This is a genomic window from Streptomyces sp. P3 (assembly GCF_003032475.1).
In the GTDB taxonomy this organism is placed as follows: Bacteria; Actinomycetota; Actinomycetes; order Streptomycetales; family Streptomycetaceae; genus Streptomyces.
The window spans coordinates 5,062,436-5,079,715 of record NZ_CP028369.1; the positions used below are offsets into that span (position 1 = coordinate 5,062,436).

General features: G+C 74.7%; 16 protein-coding genes and 1 pseudogene. 10 read left to right on the forward strand and 7 right to left on the reverse strand.

Features of this window, described 5'->3' with window-relative positions; all coding sequences use genetic code 11:
* Positions 1-25: 25 nt before the first annotated feature.
* On the forward strand, positions 26-601 hold the full coding sequence (locus C6376_RS22850) for a helix-turn-helix domain-containing protein (RefSeq protein ID WP_107445137.1): 576 nt from the start codon (positions 26-28) through the stop codon (positions 599-601).
* 56 nt (positions 602-657) lie between these two features.
* A pseudogene (locus C6376_RS22855) lies at positions 658-1,015 on the forward strand (YbaK/EbsC family protein); the annotation flags it as partial.
* Here the strand turns inward: C6376_RS22855 and C6376_RS22860 are convergent.
* Positions 1,012-2,004, reverse strand: coding sequence for a cation diffusion facilitator family transporter (locus C6376_RS22860; protein WP_107449119.1), 993 nt, complete (start codon positions 2,002-2,004; stop codon positions 1,012-1,014). The pseudogene C6376_RS22855 and the gene C6376_RS22860 overlap by 4 nt on opposite strands.
* 278 nt (positions 2,005-2,282) lie before the next feature.
* Between C6376_RS22860 and C6376_RS22865 the strand changes: the two genes are divergently transcribed.
* Positions 2,283-2,642 (forward strand): metalloregulator ArsR/SmtB family transcription factor, encoded by a 360-nt coding sequence (locus tag C6376_RS22865; RefSeq protein WP_173985707.1) that lies wholly within the window; start codon positions 2,283-2,285, stop codon positions 2,640-2,642.
* 8 nt (positions 2,643-2,650) lie between these two features.
* Here the strand turns inward: C6376_RS22865 and C6376_RS22870 are convergent, their stop codons facing one another.
* A complete protein-coding gene (locus C6376_RS22870; RefSeq protein ID WP_107445139.1) occupies positions 2,651-3,859 on the reverse strand; it encodes a 4-hydroxybenzoate 3-monooxygenase in 1,209 nt (402 codons plus the stop codon).
* Positions 3,860-3,866: 7 nt separating this feature from the next.
* The gene (locus C6376_RS22875; RefSeq protein ID WP_107445140.1) at positions 3,867-4,283 is read right to left on the reverse strand and encodes a CoA-binding protein; all 417 of its coding nucleotides are present in this window, start codon (positions 4,281-4,283) and stop codon (positions 3,867-3,869) included.
* A gap of 117 nt (positions 4,284-4,400) precedes the next feature.
* Between C6376_RS22875 and C6376_RS22880 the strand changes: the two genes are divergently transcribed.
* The 5 genes from C6376_RS22880 (at position 4,401) to C6376_RS22900 (ending at position 10,743) form a co-directional block, all read left to right on the forward strand.
* Positions 4,401-5,177 carry a hypothetical protein gene (locus tag C6376_RS22880; RefSeq protein WP_107445141.1) on the forward strand — a complete coding sequence of 259 codons (777 nt, stop codon included), beginning with the start codon at positions 4,401-4,403 and terminating at the stop codon, positions 5,175-5,177.
* Positions 5,174-5,716, forward strand: coding sequence for a histidine phosphatase family protein (locus C6376_RS22885; protein ID WP_107445142.1), 543 nt, complete (start codon positions 5,174-5,176; stop codon positions 5,714-5,716). The genes C6376_RS22880 and C6376_RS22885 overlap by 4 nt, the downstream gene beginning before the upstream one ends.
* Before the next feature lie 97 nt (positions 5,717-5,813).
* Positions 5,814-6,440, forward strand: a complete 627-nt coding sequence (locus C6376_RS22890; RefSeq protein ID WP_107445143.1) for a YigZ family protein — start codon at positions 5,814-5,816, stop codon at positions 6,438-6,440.
* 119 nt (positions 6,441-6,559) lie between these two features.
* Positions 6,560-7,723: an exonuclease SbcCD subunit D gene (locus tag C6376_RS22895; protein ID WP_107445144.1), complete on the forward strand. Its 1,164-nt coding sequence runs from the start codon at positions 6,560-6,562 to the stop codon at positions 7,721-7,723.
* On the forward strand, positions 7,720-10,743 hold the full coding sequence (locus C6376_RS22900; protein ID WP_107445145.1) for an AAA family ATPase: 3,024 nt from the start codon (positions 7,720-7,722) through the stop codon (positions 10,741-10,743). The genes C6376_RS22895 and C6376_RS22900 overlap by 4 nt, the downstream gene beginning before the upstream one ends.
* Here the strand turns inward: C6376_RS22900 and C6376_RS22905 are convergent.
* Positions 10,704-11,150 (reverse strand): Lrp/AsnC family transcriptional regulator, encoded by a 447-nt coding sequence (locus C6376_RS22905; protein WP_107445146.1) that lies wholly within the window; start codon positions 11,148-11,150, stop codon positions 10,704-10,706. The genes C6376_RS22900 and C6376_RS22905 overlap by 40 nt on opposite strands.
* Positions 11,151-11,283: 133 nt before the next feature.
* Between C6376_RS22905 and C6376_RS22910 the strand changes: the two genes are divergently transcribed.
* The gene (locus C6376_RS22910) at positions 11,284-11,763 is read left to right on the forward strand and encodes a rhodanese-like domain-containing protein (protein WP_107445147.1); all 480 of its coding nucleotides are present in this window, start codon (positions 11,284-11,286) and stop codon (positions 11,761-11,763) included.
* A gap of 184 nt (positions 11,764-11,947) precedes the next feature.
* Here C6376_RS22910 and C6376_RS22915 read toward each other — a convergent pair whose 3' ends face one another.
* Positions 11,948-13,651, reverse strand: coding sequence for a DUF885 domain-containing protein (locus C6376_RS22915; RefSeq protein WP_107445148.1), 1,704 nt, complete (start codon positions 13,649-13,651; stop codon positions 11,948-11,950).
* A 33-nt stretch (positions 13,652-13,684) separates the two neighbouring features.
* Positions 13,685-14,176 (reverse strand): Lrp/AsnC family transcriptional regulator, encoded by a 492-nt coding sequence (locus C6376_RS22920; RefSeq protein WP_107445149.1) that lies wholly within the window; start codon positions 14,174-14,176, stop codon positions 13,685-13,687.
* Between the two features lie 60 nt (positions 14,177-14,236).
* Between C6376_RS22920 and C6376_RS22925 the strand changes: the two genes are divergently transcribed.
* A complete protein-coding gene (locus tag C6376_RS22925; RefSeq protein WP_254076012.1) occupies positions 14,237-15,535 on the forward strand; it encodes a PLP-dependent aspartate aminotransferase family protein in 1,299 nt (432 codons plus the stop codon).
* Between the two features lie 148 nt (positions 15,536-15,683).
* Here the strand turns inward: C6376_RS22925 and C6376_RS22930 are convergent, their stop codons facing one another.
* Positions 15,684-17,105, reverse strand: a complete 1,422-nt coding sequence (locus C6376_RS22930) for a GNAT family N-acetyltransferase (protein ID WP_173985708.1) — start codon at positions 17,103-17,105, stop codon at positions 15,684-15,686.
* Between the last annotated feature and the right edge of the window lie 175 nt (positions 17,106-17,280).

A 17,280-nucleotide genomic window follows, 5' to 3' on the forward strand; every position in this document is an offset into this window, starting at 1 on the left:
ATTGCCCTCGTCTCCTGGATGGAATGTGTCGGACCTCGACCTGCTGACCCAGTCCCTGGCGCGCAACGTCAAGCGATGGCGCACCGAGCGCGGATTCACCCTCGACGCGCTCGCCGCCCGCGCAGGCGTCAGCCGCGGCATGCTGATCCAGATCGAACAGGCCCGCACCAATCCCAGCATCGGCACGGTCGTCAAGATCGGCGACGCCCTCGGGATCAGCGTCACCACGCTGCTGGACTACGAACGGGGCCCGAAGGTCCGCATCGTCCCCGCCGACCAGGCGGTACGGCTGTGGCACACCGACGCGGGCAGTTACAGCCGCCTCCTCGCCGGCGCGGAGGCGCCGGGCCCGCTGGAGATGTGGGACTGGCGGCTCATGCCCGGCGAGAGCAGCGGCTCGGACCCGCACCCGCCGGGCACGGTCGAGATCGCCCATGTCACCGTCGGCGAACTGACCCTGACCGTCGACGGCGCCGAGTACCGCGTCGGGGCGGGGGCGAGTGTCACGTTCGAGGCCAACGCCGCGCACTCCTACGCCAACCGCGGCGAGGTGCCGACGGAGATGGTGCTGACCGTGTCGGTGCCCCCGCCCGCGCGCTGAGCCGACGGGCGAACGGCCGGGAACGGGGCTGTCGGCGTGCGGCCGTCCGCGCACCCGCCGGAGTGCGGGGCGGCGGAACGACGCTCGCCGCGTGCGTGGTCCTGTCCGCCACCGGTCCTGTCCATCCCGCGGATCGACGTCGACGGCGTCGTGCGCCGCCGACTCGGGGCGCGCAAGGCCTCGTTCGCCCCGATGGACCTTGCGTCGGGCGAGACCGGAACGGAGTACGGCGGGATCGCGCCGGGCGGACTTCCCTCCTCCTGGCCGGTGTTGGTGGACGCGGCGGTCGTCGACCTGCCCGGTGTGCTGGTGGGTCGCGGGCGTCCGTGCGGGAAGCTGCTGGTGCCGGGCGAGGCGTTCGCCGAACTGCCGGGCGCGATGGTGCTCGAGGGGCTCGGACTGCCCGCGGCCTAAGGCGTGCTCGGGGCGGCCGCGTGGTGGGCGAGGACCCGGTGCGGATCCTCCTCGCCGGGCGCCGACGCCGGGTCGGCGTGCACCAGTGCGGCCGTCAGGCGCGGCACCGCGTGCAGCAGGGCGTGTTCGGCCGCCACGGCGACCCGGTGCGCCTGGCGCACCGTCAGGTCGCCGTCCACGACGACCGCCACCTCGGCGCGCAGCCGGTGCCCGATCCAGCGCAGCCGCAACTCGCCCACCTCGCGCACCCCTTCGACCGCCCGCAGGGCCTGCTCGGCCCGGTCCACCAGTGCCGGGTCGACGGCGTCCATCACCCGCCGGAACACCTCCCGGGCGGCGTCCCGCAGCACCAGGGCGATCGCCGCCGTGATCGCCAGCCCCACGACCGGGTCGGCCGGCCGCCACCCGAGCGCCGAGCCGCCCGCGCCCAGCAGCACCGCGAGCGAGGTGAACCCGTCCGTGCGGGCGTGCAGGCCGTCCGCGACCAGCGCGGCCGAGCCGATCGAGCGGCCGACCCGGATGCGGTACCGCGCGACCCACTCATTGCCCGCGAAACCCGCCAGCGCTGCCAGGGTGACGGCCCCCAGGTGGTCGACGGGCCGCGGGTCCAGCAGCCGCTCCACCGCCGTCCAGCCTGCGAAGACCGCGGAGGCGGCGATGGTCAGGACGATCGCGATGCCGGCCAGATCCTCCGCCCGCCCGTAGCCGTAGGTGAAGCGCCGGGTGGCCGCCCGCCGGCCCAGGACGAAGGCGATGCCGAGGGGGACTGCCGTCAGCGCGTCCGCCGCGTTGTGCACCGTGTCGCCGAGCAGGGCCACCGAACCGGAGAGCGCGACCACGACAGCCTGCGCCGCGGCCGTCACACCGAGCACCGCGAGGGAGACCCACAGTGCGCGCATGCCCCGGGCCGAACTCTCCAGGGCCGGGTCCAGCTTGTCGGCGGTCTCGTGGGAATGGGGGGTGAGGAGATGCGCGAGGCGGTGGCGCAGAGCGCGGGCGCGGGAGGCGGCGGTCGAGGGGGGTGAAGGGGAGTCGGCGTGGTCGGCATGGTGGTGCGGGTGGTCATGGGCGTGATCGTGGGCCCGGTGGTGCGTGGAGTCGTGGGCATGGGCGAGGGGGGCGGAATGGTGGTGCGCGTGACCATGACCGTGCGCGGGATGGTGCCCGCCGTCGGTCCGGTGTCCTCGGTCGTGCCGCTCGCTCACGTCGGTCCCCTTCCGGTGTGCCGGGGTGGACGGGTGCGCGCCCACCCCGCCATTATGTGCGTATGAGCGCACGCATGCACCTGTCATCTGCACACCATGCGCATCCGCGCACCCCCGGCGAGGAGCAGTTCGCCCTCGCCGCCGAGTTGCTCGCCCTCCTCGGCGACCGCACCCGTCTCACCCTGCTGTACGCACTGACCTCGGGCGAGGCCGACGTGACCACGCTGACCGAGGCCTGCGGCGCGGCCCGGCCGGCGGTCAGCCAGCACCTGGCGCGGCTGCGGCTGGCCGGACTCGTCAGCACCCGCAAGGAGGGCCGCCGTGTGGTCTACTCGCTCTCCGACGGGCATCTGCGCCGCCTGGTGGACGAGGCGCTGAACGTGGCGGACCACCGGCTCGGCGACGAGCCGCCGCACGACTGACCGGTGGCTCAGTAGCGCTCGGCCGTCCCGAGGTACTGCTCCGCGAACGCGGCGGCGGCGGCCGGCGAGGTGAACAGCCGGCGCAGCCGGGCGAACGAGGCGCCCGCGCGGAACGGGTCGCCGGCCGCCGTCCCGTGGTAGACCTCGGACAGCCACTGCGAGAACTCCTGGTAGTCCCACACCCGGCGCAGACAGGCCCGCGAGTAACCGTCCAGGCCGTCCCCGTCGCCCATGTCCACCGCGGCGACCAGCGCGTCGCCGAGCAGGAACGCGTCGTGCAGGGCCAGGTTCATGCCCTTCGCGGCGATGGGCGCGACGAGGTGCGCCGAGTCCCCGGCCAGGAAGAGCCGCCCGTACCTCATCGGCTCGACCACGTAGTCGTGCAGGTCCAGGATCCGCTTCTCGATCAGCGGGCCCTCGGTGAGCGGCGGGGCCCCGGCCGCCTCGAGCCGCCGGTGCAGCTCGGACCAGACCCGGTCGTGCGACCAGTTGCCGGGGTCGTCGCCGGGTGGGCACTGGAGGTAGTACCGGGTCACCTCGGGGCTGCGGGCCATGTGCCCGGCGAACCCGTTCGGATGGACCCCGAACAGGACGCAGTCGGAGGACGGCGGCGCCTCGGCGAGCAGGGCCAGCCAGCCGACGCCGTAGTCGTGCCGTGCGATCCGCGCGTGGCCGGCCGGGATCGCGGCCCGGCTCACCCCGCGCGCACCGTCCGCGCCGACGACGAAGTCACAGGTCAGCAAGTGCCGTTCGCCCGACTCGGGGCAGGTGTACGACACCGAAGGACGAGCCGAGTCGAGGTCGTGGAGCTCGACGTCGCGGACCGAGAAGCGCGCGTCGCCGCCCCGCACGTCGACGTACTCGCGGACGAGGTCGGCCACCAGCAACGGTTGTGGATACACCCAGTGGTGATGTCCCGTCAGCTCCGTGTAGGAGAGGCGGTGGCGCTCGCCGCCGAAGCGGAACTCGCACGCCGAGTGCCGCTGCCCCCGCTCCATCAGGCCATGGGCCAGGCCGCGTTGCCGCAGTCCGCGCACGGCCCACTCCTCGATGACCCCGGCGCGCGGCCGCCGCTCGATGGCCGCACGGCTCTCCGACTCCAGCACGACGCAGCCGACGGACGCGGCGCGCAGGATGTTCCCGACGGTCAGACCCGCGGGTCCCGCGCCCACGACGACGACCGAAGTGTGCTGGGCGCGGGGGGAGTCAGAGGTCACCGGCCCATTATGGGCGGGCCCCCAGCCGGGGGATCTCGATGGCCGGGCAGCGGTCCATGACCATCTCCAGACCGGCCGTCCGTGTGCGCCGGTAGGCCGCCTCGTCGACGACGTCGAGCTGGAACCACACCGCCTTCGCGCCCTTGGCCACCGCCTCGTCGGCGACGGCGCCCGCGAGCTCGCTGTTGACGAAGACGTCGACGACGTCCACCTCGAAGGGGATGTCGGCGAGGGAGGCGTACCCCTGCTCCCCGTGCACCGTCTCCGCCTTCGGATGGACGGGCACCACCCGCTTGCCGAAGCGCTGCAGCACCTCGGCGACGCCGTAGGCCGCGCGGCTGCGGTTCGTCGACAGGCCGACCACGGCCCAGGTGTCACCGAGTCCGGTGAGGATCTCGCGGATCGTTGCCTCGTCGCCGTACACCGGCGGCCTCCTCTGGGTATGGGTCGTCACAGCCGGGCCCCCACTGCAACACCGCGCCGCGCACCTTGATTCCGGCTCCTGCCTGCGTACCGCGCTCCGCCCGCCTAGGCTCGCCCTGTGCTGAGCATCATCGACGCCCGAACCGGCGAACCCGTCGTCGCCGCCTCCGCCCGGCGGCGCCCGACCCGGGTCGAGGCGCATGCCCGCGGGTACGGCGCGGCGTCGCTGCGGGTCCTGCTCGTCGCGGATCTGCTCGTGCGCGCCCTGGAAATGGGCGGCACGCCCGCGTGGGCCCTGCTGAGCGGCTGGGCGGGCGAATCGGCCGCGCTGCGCGCCGGAGCCGCCGCTTTGGGCATGCACCCCTTCGAGGACGGCCGCGACGCCACCGCGCGAACGGGTGGCGCCCAGGTGCTGCACGTGGTCGGGGCGGACGGCCCCGACACGGACGGCGTACGGGTCGCCGTCGCCCCGGCGGAGGGCGCCGTGCCCGACTGGCCGGGCCCGTCCAAAGCCCGCGACGAACCGGCCGGGGGCGGCGCCGCACCGGATCTGGACCCCGCCGTCCTGCGCCTCGCCCTGCTCGCGGTGGAGCGCACCGAGCCCCTCCGGCTCGACGCGGCCGCGCTGGACGAGGCCCGCGACACCCTCGCGCGCTGGCGGCGGGCCGTCGCCGACTGGGCGCGACGGCCCTCGCGGCCGGTCCCCGACGAGGTGCGCGGGCGGCTGCGCGCCGCGTGGGAGGACGATCTGGACGTGCCCGGGGTGCTGCGGGTGCTGCGTTGGACGGAGGACGCCGGACCGGAGCTGCCGGACGGCGCCCGCTTCGAGACGTACGCCTACGCGGACCGGCTCCTCGGCCTGGAACTCACCCGCGACGTGGGAGCCCGGGCATGAGCCGGTCGGACGGTGTCGCACCGCGTCGCCTGGTCGTCCTGCGGCACGCCAAGTCGGCCTGGCCCGCCGGGGTTGCCGACCATGAGCGGCCGCTCGCCCCGCGCGGCCGCAGGGACGCCCCGGCGGCGGGCCGCGCGATCGCCGAGGCCGGCTGTGTCCCCGACCTGGCGCTGTGCTCCACCGCCGTGCGCGCCCGCGGGACCTGGGAACTGGCGTCCGCCCAGTGGGACGCACCCGCGCCGGTCCGCCTCGACCCCCGGCTCTACGGGGCCGACGTGCCCGAGCTGCTGGACGTCGTCCGCGAGACGCCCGTCGGCGTCGGGACGCTGCTGCTGGTCGGGCACAATCCCGGCCTGGAGGAACTGGTCCTCGACCTCGCCGGGGGCGGGGAGCGCGTCGCCCTGGACACGGTGCGGCTCAAGTTCCCGACCTCGGCGCTGGCCGTCCTGACCTGGCACGGATCCGACTGGCGGTCGCTGGGCCCGGGCGCGGCCCACCTGACGTCGGCGACCGTGCCCCGAGGCGACCGCACGCCGTAGCCGGGGCGGGGCCGCGGCCGTCCCGTCGGGCCCCGGGCGCATCGCGCCCCCGCCCCGCGCCGGCGGCGCCCCGGGTTCCACCGCATAGGCTGGCCCGATGCAGGAGGAGTACCGCACCGTCGCCCGCGCGGGCGTGCACGAGACCGAGGTCAACCGCTCCCGCTTCCTGTGCGCCCTCGCCCCGGCGGCCACCGAGCAGGAGGCCCAGGACTTCATCGCGTCGGTGCGCAAGGAGCACGCCGACGCCACCCACAACTGCTGGGCGTACGTCATCGGCGCCGACGCCGGTGTGCAGAAGGCGAGCGACGACGGCGAGCCCGGCGGCACCGCGGGCGTGCCGATGCTCCAGATGCTGCTGCGGCGCGAGATGCGGTACGTCGTCGCCGTCGTCACCCGCTACTACGGCGGCGTCAAGCTCGGCGCGGGCGGTCTCATCCGGGCGTACGGCGGAGCGGTCGGCGAGGCGCTGGACGCCCTTCCCGTGCGCACCCGTCGCCGGTTCCGCCTGGCCACGGTGACCGTCGACCACCAACGGGCCGGCAAAGTCCACAACGACCTCCACGCGACCGGGCGCGACGTGCGCGAGGTCACCTACGGCGAGGCCGTCACCCTCGAGATCGGCCTTCCGGAGGCCGAGGTGGACGCCTTCCGGGCCTGGCTGGCGGACGCGACGGCGGGCACGGCCGTCTTCGAGCTGGGCGGGGAGGCGTACGGGGACGCGTGACGCGTCGGACGCGCCCAGGGGTGCAATGTCCGTAAAGCTCCTTTGTGTCATCTGTCATGACGGTGCGATACGGGAGTAACCGCCCGTGCTGTCGGACCCGGCCGTTAGTCTCGGGGATCATGAGGCTCCTGCACACTTCCGACTGGCATCTCGGCCGGGCGTTCCACCGGGTGAACATGCTCGGCGCTCAGTCCGAGTTCATCGGTCACCTGATCGCGACCGTGCGCGAGCGCGCGGTCGACGCGGTGGTCGTGTCGGGGGACGTGTACGACCGCGCGGTGCCCCCGCTCGCCGCGGTCGAGCTGTTCGACGACGCCCTGCACCGGCTCGCCGAGGTGGGCGTGCCCACGGTGATGATCTCCGGCAACCACGACTCGGCCCGCCGGCTCGGCGTCGGCGCCGGACTCATCGGCCGCGCCGGCATCCACCTGCGCACGAACCCCGCGGCGGCCGCCACCCCGGTCGTCCTGCCCGACGCCCACGGCGACGTCGCCTTCTACGGCCTGCCCTACCTCGAACCCGCCCTGGTGAAGGAGGAGTTCGCAGTGGAGAAGGCGAGCCACGAGGCCGTGCTCGCCGCCGCCATGGAGCGGGTCCGCGCCGACCTCGCCGCACGCGCGCCGGGCACCCGCTCCGTCGTCCTCGCCCATGCCTTCGTCACCGGCGGCGAGCCCAGCGACAGCGAGCGCGACATCACCGTCGGCGGGGTCGCGTCGGTGCCCGCGGGCGTCTTCGACGGCGTCGACTACGCCGCCCTCGGTCACCTGCACGGCAGCCAGACCCTCACCGAGCGCGTGCGCTACTCGGGCTCCCCCCTGCCGTACTCCTTCTCCGAGGCGGAGCACCGCAAGACCATGTGGCTCGTCGACCTCGGCCCCGACGGCGAGATCGCCGCCGAACGGATCGACTGCCCCGTCCCGCGCCCGCTGGCCCGCATCCGCGGCCCCCTGGAAGACCTGCTCGCCGATCCCGCGCTCGCCCGCCACGAGGAAGCCTGGGTCGAGGCGACGCTGACCGACGCCGTCCGCCCGGCCGACCCCATGGCCCGGCTCACCGACCGCTTCCCGCACACCCTGAGCCTCGTCTTCGCCCCCGAGCGAGCCCCCGACGACCCGGACGTGTCGTACGCGCGGCGGCTGGCCGACCGCAGCGACCAGGAGATCGCCGAGGACTTCGTGGCGCATGTGCGCGGCGCGGGGCCCGACGCCCGCGAACAGGGTGTGCTGCGGGACGCCTTCGACGCGGTGCGCGCGGACGACACGGCGCGGGAGGTGGCCCGATGAGGCTGCACCGGCTCGTCCTGACGGCCTTCGGCCCCTTCGGCGGCACCCAGCGCGTCGACTTCGACGAGCTGTCCGCCGCCGGACTCTTCCTGCTGCACGGGCCGACAGGCGCCGGCAAGACCTCGATCCTGGACGCCGTCTGCTACGCGCTGTACGGCTCCGTGCCGGGTGCCCGTCACAGCGGCCAGGGCGTGACCCTGCGCAGCGACCACGCCGCCGCCGGCGTCCGCACCGAGGTCACCCTCGAACTCACCGTCGCCGGACGCCGACTGGAGATCACCCGGCAGCCGCCCTGGGAGCGGCCCAAGAGGCGCGGCGTCGGCACGACGGTCGAGAAGGCGCAGAGCCTACTGCGCGAGCACGACGCGACCGCCGCCGCCTGGAAGGATCTCAGCCGCTCCCACCAGGAGATCGGCGAGGAGATCACCCAGCTGCTCGGCATGAGCCGCGAACAGTTCTGCCAGGTCGTGCTGCTGCCCCAGGGCGACTTCGCGCGGTTCCTGCGCGCCGACGCCGAGGCGCGGGGCCGGCTGCTGGGCCGCCTCTTCGACACCCGGCGCTTCGCCGAGGTCGAGAAGCGGCTCGCCGAGCGCCGCCGCACCACCGAGGCCCGTGTGCGGGAGGGCGACACCGCGCTGCTCGCCGACGCCCACCGGATGCAGCAGGTGGCGGGTGACGCCATGGAGCTGCCCGAGGCGGCCCCGGGCGAACCGGGTCTCGCCGAGGCGGTGCTGGCCGCCGCCGCCGTCGCCCGCAGCACCGCACGCGAGCGGCTGACCGTCGCCCACTGCGGCCGGCTCGCCGCCGAGTCCGCCCAGGCCGCCGCCGAACACGCCCTGGCGGATGTGCGGGAACGGGCCCGGCTGCAGCAGCGGTTCGCCGACGCGCGCGAACGCGCCGCCGCCCTCGAGGAAATGGCCGACGCGCACCGGGAGGCGCAGGCGCGGATGGACCGGGCGCGCAAGGCGGAAGCGGTGGCGCCGGCCCTGGAGCTGCGTGAGTCCGCCGACGCCGAGCACCGCGAGGCGTCCGCGCGCGCCGCACGCACGCGTGCCCGGCTCCCCGAGGGTTTCGCCGACGCGGGCGCCGCGGGACTGGCCGCCGCCGCCCGCCGGGCCGCCGAGGAACTGGGCGGGCTGGAGTCCGCCCGCCGGGGCGAGCGGCGGCTGGCCGACCTCGTCGCCGAGCGGACCGAACTGGACCGGCGGGAGCGGGACGACGACGAGGTCCTGGCCGAGACCGGGAACTGGCTCGCCGGGTGGGACGCCGTGCGCGACGGCCTGCGGGCCGCCGTGGAGTCCGCCCAGGAGGCCGCCACCCGCGCCGAACAGCTCGACGGCCGACGCGAGCCCGCACGCCGCCGCCTCGAGGCGGCCCGGCGGCGCGACGAGCTGACCCGGGACCTGGAGGCCGCCCGGCGCGCATCCCTGGCTTCCGGGGAGCACGCGCAGGCCGCCCGCGCGCACTGGCTCGCCCTCAAGGAGCAGCGCCTCGACGGCATCGCCGCCGAGTTGGCCGCCACCCTCGCCGAGGGCGCGCCCTGCGCCGTCTGCGGCGCCACCGAGCACCCCGCGCCCGCCCGCAAGGTCGCCGGTCACGTCGACCGGGAGGCCGAGGAGCAGGCGCTCGCCTCGTGCCGGGTCGCCGAGGAGGACCACGCCGGGGACGAACGCCGTGCCGGCGCCGTGCGCGAGGCGCTCGCCGCCGCGACGGCCGAGGCCGGCGACGCACCCACGGACCGGCTCCTCGCCGAGGCGCAGGAGGTGGAGCAGGCCTACGCCCTGGCCCGCCGGGAGGCCTCGGCGCTGCACCCCGCGCGCGAGGAACTGCGGCAGGCCGAACAGGAGCACGAACGCCGTACGGCGGCCCAGCGCGAGGCCGCGGTGCGGGCCGCGTCCCGGGTGGGCCACCGGGACCGCCTGGAGCGGGAGCGTGCCGCCCTGGAGGCGGAGCTGACACAGGCCCGGGGCACGGCCGAGAGCGTCGCCGCGCGGGCCGCCCAGCTGGAGCGGCAGGCGGCCCGGCTCACCGAGGCGGCCGAGGCCGCGCGCGCCGCGGACGAGAGCGCCGCCCGCCTCAAGGCGGCCGACGGCCGCCTCGACGAGGCCGCGTTCCGGGCCGGCTTCGACACGCCGCAGGCCGCCGCCGAGGCCCTGCTCGACGCCACCGCCCACCGGGACCTGCAACACAGGCTGGACGTCCGGCACGTCGAGGAGGCCGCCGTCCGTGCCCTGCTCGCCGAGCCCGACACCGTGGCCGCGGCCGGACAGCCGCCCGCCGACCTCGCGACCGCGCAGGCCGCGGCGGCCGCCGCCGCCGAACGTCTGCGCGCCGCCGCCTCCGCACAGGACGCCGCGGCCCGCCGCTGCGCCGAACTCGACCAGCTCTCCGCGCGCGCGGCGGCCGGTGTGCGCCGGCTCGCACCGGTGCGCGAGGAGTACGACCGGGTGGCCCGACTGGCCGGCCTCACCGCGGGCACCTCGGCCGACAACGAGCGAAAGATGCGGCTGGAGGCGTATGTGCTGGCGGCCCGCCTCGAACAGGTGGCCGCCGCCGCGACCGTACGGCTGCAGCGGATGTCGTCCGGCCGCTACACCCTCGTGCACTCCGACGACCGGGCGGGCCGTGGCCGTAGCGGGCTGGGGCTGCACGTGGTCGACGCCTGGACCGGGCGCGAACGCGACACGTCCACGCTGTCCGGCGGCGAGACCTTCTTCGCCTCGCTCGCCCTGGCGCTCGGCCTCGCCGACGTCGTCACCGACGAGGCGGGCGGCGTCCGCCTCGACACGCTCTTCATCGACGAGGGGTTCGGCAGCCTCGACGACCAGACGCTCGACGAGGTCCTCGACGTCCTCGACTCACTGCGCGAACGCGACCGCAGCGTCGGCATCGTCAGTCACGTCGCCGACCTGCGCCGGCGTGTCCACGCCCAGCTGGAGGTGGTGAAGGGCAGGTCGGGGTCGGCGGTGCGGCAGCGGGGCTATCTGCCGAGCGGGCGCCGGGGGAGCGGCGAGGAGTAGACGACGCTCGTCGTGACCGACCCGAGCGCGCCGATCTTCCCCGACACCTCCTCCAGATGACGCATCGAACGGGCGGCGACCTTGATCACGAAGCAGTCGTCGCCCGTCACATGGTGTGCCTCGAGGATCTCGGGTGTGACAGACACCAGATCGTGGAACGGCTTGTAGTTGCCGTTGGGGTAGCGCAGCCGCACGAACGCCAGGATGCCCAGGCCCAGCCGCTCCGGATCCACGACGGCCGCGTAGCCCTGGATGACGCCCGCTTCCTCCAGCCGCCGCACCCGCTCGGTGACGGCGCTCGCCGACATCGCCACCGCACGCGCCAGGTCGGCGAAACTGGCCCGGCCCTCCCGCTGGAGGACCTCGAGGATGCGCCAGTCGGTGGCGTCCGGGGAATACGCGGTCATGAGCGGAAGACTGCAGGGAATCCCCCGGCGAAGCAAGGCCCACGCCGTGGAAAGCCCCTTCAATCGCGGTGATCACCGCCGTAGGTTCTCAGTTGTAGCGAACCCGTCGGCACCCTGCGGAAAGGCCCCTGAGATGACTGCCACCACCCCGCTCGACCCGGTACTGCGCGTCGCTCCCGCCGCACCCGCGGAGGCCGCCGCGCACTTCCGGGCGAGCCTCGCCTTCCACGCGGACGTGTCCGACGTGGCGGCCGCCCTCGCCGCCGGTGCCCCAGGCTTCGTCGTCCTGGACTCCCGCTCCACGGCCTCCTGGGACCAGGGTCACGTCCCGGGCGCCGTCCACCTGCCCACCGCGCTCATCGCCGAGCAGGCCGAACGGCTCCTCGACCGGGACGTGCCGGTGGTGACGTACTGCTGGGGTCCCGGCTGCGACGGGGCCACCCGGGCCGCCCTCGCCCTCGCCGAACTCGGCTACCGCGTCAAGGAGATGCTCGGCGGATTCGAGTACTGGGTACGGGAGGGCTTCGCCTACGAGACCTGGGAGGGCCCCGGGCGGCGCGCCGCCGACCCGCTCACCGCCCCGGTCGGCGACGCGCCGGACTGCGGCTGCTGAAACACACTCAGAAGCGACGAGCCTCTTCGCGTCGGCGTGAACCGCTCGCGCGGGAGCGCCTGTTCGGACCGACGGTGCCGGGCCGGCAATTCAGGTTCGACTTCACGCCGACGCGCACGGCGCTCTCGCCCGCCCGGTCCCGCTTGGTCTCCGGCGACGGGCGCGGGAAGCGTCGGTCCGAGGGTCAGAGCTGTGCCAGTTCGTCCACCAGGTCGTCGAGGCCCAGTGAGCCCTGCGAAAGGGCCGCCATGTGCCACGACTTGAGGTCGAAGGCGTCGCCCCGCCGCTCGCGGGCCCTCTCCCGTCCGAGCAGCCAGGCCCGCTCGCCCAGCTTGTAGCCGATGGCCTGGCCGGGGATCGTCAGATAGCGGGTGAGCTCGCTCTCGACGAAGTCCGCGGGACGGCTGCTGTGCGCGCCGAAGAACTCCTGCGCCAGCTCCGGCGTCCAGCGCTCGCCCGGGTGGAAGGGCGAGTCGGCCGGGATCGGCAGCTCCAGGTGCATGCCGATGTCGATGACGACCCGCACCGCGCGCATCATCTGCGCGTCCAGGTAGCCGAGCCGTTGCTCCGCGTCCGTGAGGAAGCCCAGCTCGTCCATCAGGCGCTCCGCGTACAGCGCCCAGCCCTCGGCGTTGGCGCTCACGATGCCGACGGACGCCTGGTAGCGGGAGAGGTCCCCGGCGACGTGCGCCCACTGCGCGAGCTGGAGGTGATGGCCGGGGACGCCCTCGTGGTACCAGGTGGAGACCAGGTCGTAGGCCGGGAAGCGGGTCTGTCCCATGGTCGGCAGCCAGGTGCGGCCCGGCCGTGAGAAGTCCTCGGAGGGAGGCGTGTAGTAGGGGGCGGCGGCGCTCCCCGCCGGGGCGATCCGCGACTCCACCTTCCGCACCCGCTCGGCGAGTTCGAAGTGGGTGCCGTCGAGGGCTTCGATCGCCCGGTCCATCAGGCCCTGCAGCCAGTCGCGGACCTCGTCCACGCCCTCGATGTGCCGGCCGTGCTCGTCGAGGTGGGCCAGCGCCACCCAGGGCGTCCGCGCCCCCGGCAGGATCTTCTCCGCCTCCTTCTTCATCTCGGCGAGCAGCCGGTGGTACTCCGCCCAGCCGTACGCGTAGGCCTCGTCGAGATCGAGGTCGGTGCCGTTGTAGTAGCGCGACCAGCGGGCGTAGCGCTCACGGCCGACGGTGTCCGGCGCGCCCTCGATCGTCGGCGCGTACACGTCGCGGACCCAGTCGCGCAGCCGCACGACCGCCGCCGTGGCCGCGCGCGCCGCCTCGTCCAGCTCCGCGCGCAGGGCGTCCGGCCGCGACCCGGCGCCGGCGGACACGAACTCCTCGAACCAGCCGCGGCCCTCGCCGTCCGCGTCCGACCACTGCGTGAGCTGCTCGACGAAGGTGGCGGTCGGCCGCGGGGCGGCGTGGAGCTTGCGTTCCAGGCCCAGCGTCAGCGACTCGCGGTAGCCCGCGAGCGCCGCCGGCACGGCACGCAGCCGCTCGGCGATCGCCGTCCAGTCCTCGTCGGTCCGGCTGGGCGTGACGGTGAACACCTCGCGCACATGGTGTGCGGGCGTGGCCATGTTGCCGACGGTGCGGAGCGCCTCGTCGGCGTCCTGCACGGCGAGCTGTGCGGTCAGACGCTCACGCAGCAGGCGTGCGCACCGGCGCTCGATGTCACTGTCCGCGCCGGGCCTGCGCTCCGCCTCGTCGAGCTTCGCCAGGGTGTCCCGCGCGAGCTGCGCGAGCGCCTCCTGGCCCGCGGGCGAGAAGTCGGGCAGACGGCTCGAACTCTCCGGCACGCCGAGGTAGGTGCCGGTCACCGGGTCGAGGGCGATGAGGTCGTCGACATAGGCGTCGGCGATCTCGCGGGGAAGCGGGTTGGTGGTGTGTGACATGCGCTCCATCCTCGTACGGCGAGGCGGCGCGCGTCACGGGACTTGTCCCGAACCCGTCGGCGGCAACAGCGGTCCGCACTCCCACTGCTGGAAGATCAGCCGTGTCTCGACACGGGCCACCTCACGCCGCGAGGTGAACTCGTCGAGCACGAGGCGCTGCAGATCCGCCATGTCCGCGACGGCCACATGGACGAGATAGTCGTCGGGTCCCGTGAGGTGGAAGACGGTCAGTGCCTCCGGCATCGCCCGAATCCGTTCCACGAACGGCCCGACCAGCTCCCGTCGGTGCGGGCGGACCTGCACCGACAGCAGCGCCTGCAGACCCCGTCCCAACTTGGCCGGATCGAGCCGCAGCTGATGCCCGAGGATCACCCCCGAGCGGCGCAGCCGCGTCACCCGGTCCAGGCACGTCGACGGCGCGACGCCGACCTGCGCGGCGAGGTCGCGGTAGGTGGTCCGGGCGTCGTTCTGCAGCAGCCGCAGCAGCTGGAGATCGACCGGGTCCAGTACGACGGATTCGGCCATCTGTCGAACGTAGCACGGAGTCTGCCGCCGATCACCCGTCCGATGTTCACTCTGCCGTCCATGGACTCAACCGCTGCGAGCACGCACGCGTACGACGGCGTACGCACGTACGGAGCGCCCCGCGCACGGGCACGGGCACTGGCCACCGAGGCCGTGCACGCCGGACGGGACGACCTGGCCCGGCAGGGTCTGCACGCCCCGCCGATCGACCTGTCCACCACCTACCCCTCCTACGACAGCCGCGCCGAGGCCGCTCGCATCGACGCGTTCGCCGCGACCGGGGCGCAGCCGGACGGCCCGCCCGTCTACGGACGGCTGGGCAACCCGACGGTGGCACGCTTCGAGACGGCGCTGGCCCGCCTCGAAGGCGCCGAGAGCGCGGTCGCCTTCGCCAGCGGGATGGCGGCGCTGACGGCGGTGCTGCTGGCGCGCGCCTCGGCCGGACTGCGGCACGTCGTGGCCGTGCGCCCGCTCTACGGGTGCAGCGACCATCTGCTGACGGCGGGGCTGCTCGGCTTGGAGGTCACCTGGACCGACCCCGCCGGGATCGCGGACGCGCTTCGCCCGGACACCGGGCTGGTCATGGTCGAGTCGCCCGCCAACCCGACGCTCGCCGAGGTCGATCTGCGGGCGGTCGCGCACGCCTGCGGCTCGGTCCCGCTGCTCGCCGACAACACCTTCGCCACGCCGGTGCTGCAGCGGCCGGTGGAGCGGGGAGCCCGACTGGTCCTGCACAGCGCCACCAAGTACCTCGGCGGCCACGGGGACGTTCTCGGCGGCGTCGTCGCCTGTGACGAGGAGTTCGCGGGGCAGCTGCGGCAGATACGTTTCGCCACCGGCGGCGTGCTCCATCCGCTGGCCGGGTACCTGCTGCTGCGCGGCCTGGCGACGCTGCCGGTACGGGTGCGGGCCGCCTCCGCGACCGCCGCCGAGCTGGCCCGCCGGCTGGCCGCGGACCCGCGGATCGCCCGCGTGCACTATCCGCGGATCGGCGGCGCGATGGTCGCCTTCGAGGTCGGCGGAGACCCGCACGGGGTGATCGCGGGCGTCCGTCTGATCACCCCGGCGGTGAGTCTCGGCAGCGTGGACACGCTCATCCAGCACCCGGCGTCGATCAGCCACCGCATCGTGGACGCGGCGGAACGCCGGGGCGCGGGCGTGAGCGACCGGCTGCTGCGGCTGTCGGTCGGGCTGGAGGACGTCGAGGACCTGTGGGGGGATCTGGACCGGGCGCTCGACGGGGCCGGGCCGGTGCACGAAGGGGGAGCGGAAGGGGCCAACGAAGGGGAAGCGGAAGGCCGGGACGAACGGGTGGGGGAGACGGTTCTCCGGTCCGGGCGGGGCGCAGCCGCGGTGTGACGGCATGCGGGCGGGACCGGCGGCACTGCACCCGCCGGTCCCGCCCGCCCTACGTCGTCGGTCTGCGCTTCCGTCGCCCGTCGCCCGTCGCCCGGTGACCGGGACCCGGCACCTGGCACCGGCTCGTTCCTCGTTCGTGGACGGACGTTCAGTCGCGGCGGGCGTGTTCCTCGTGCCGCTGCTCGGACGTCGCCCGTGCAGCGCCGGTCTTCTCCAGGCGGGCGGTGACGACCAGGGTCCCTTCCTCGATCTGGTAGTCGAGGGGCAGTCCGAGGCCGCGCATCGCGGCGACCATGCCGGTGTTGGAGGCCTGTGTCACGGCGTACACGCTTCCGCAGCCCGCCTCCCCGGCCATCGCCACCAGCCGGCCGAGCAGTTCGGCGCCGATGCCGCGCCGCTGCCAGCCGTCCTCGACGAGCAGCGCGACCTCCGTCTCGTCGCCGTCCCACAACAGGTGGCCGAGGCCGACGATGCGGCCGGACGGCGTCTGTGCGGCGAGGGTGCGGCCGAAGCGCGGGCTGAGCAGATGGCCGAGGTAGCGGTCCGCGTCGCCGACCGGCCCGTGGTAGCGCATCCGGAGGGTGCGCGCCGAGCACCGCTCGTGCATGTCCTTCGCCGCCGTCACGTCACCGGTGTCCGCCCGGCGCACGGTGATGTCCTCGCCCTCGGACAGCGTCAGGACGTCCTGGCCGCGCGGGACCCGCGGGCCGAGCCGGGCGTCCAGCTCCACCAGCGCACGCGCGCGGGCGAACTCGGTCGGGGTGAACGGCAGATACGGCCGCTCCACCGAGATCACACCGCCGTCCGGGGTCGGCAGGCGCATCACGGTGTCCTCCAGCACGCCTTCCGCCGGCACACCCGCCGTTCCCGCGTCGCCCTGGCCGGAGGCCGCGGGCAGCGAGCGGATGGTGCAGCGGCCGAGCAACCGCCTCAGCGCGAGCGGCAGTTCCGCGGCGTCGAGGGCGGTACGGGTGGCCAGCTGCAGAACCCGGGTCGGCGCGTCCACCAGGTCGTGGGCGTCGGCCCGCTCGATCCAGGTGGCGCGACCGCCCCCCAGCGCCACGGCCCGGTTGATCTCGCCCGCCGTGAGTCCGCCGGGGGCCCGCAGCAGGAACTCGTCCACGGTGTCCGCGCCCAGCGGGTGCGTCTGCAGGCTCAGGATGTCCACCCGGCGCTCGGCAAGCGCCGCACAGAGCGCGGCCAGTGACCCCGGGGCGTCCTGCACCGTCGTCCGCATCCGCCACAGGGTGCTCTCCTCGTCGACCGGCGAGGGGGACGCGGTCGGCCCGGCCTGCGGCTCCTCGGAGCGCGGCCGGGCGCCGGTATCGCCGGCGGGCGGCGCATGGCCGTGGCGGCGTGCCCACCAGGTGTGGAACCCGGCCGTGGCGACGAGTGCCGCCGCCGACACCGCCAGCAGCACCGGGCCGTCCGGACCGTGGCCCACCAGGTTCGCCACTCCGTCGGCCACCGCGACGGCCGTGAAGAGCGCGGCGAGTTCCACGACGTCCCGCCGCCAGTGGTGCACCGGGCGTCCGCGCCTCGCGCGCACATGAGTCAGGTCTCGAGTCATGCAGCCACTGTGGAGGAACCGTGTTGCGTGATCACGAACGATGTGTGACCGGAGGGTAAAGGATGCTAATGCCCGTTTTGTTGAGCCTTTCATCACCCTGTGGCACACGATCCGCCGGCCGCCGCCCGCCCTCCCGGCATCGGCCGGCGGACGCGCCGACGGAGCCGCGCGCCGG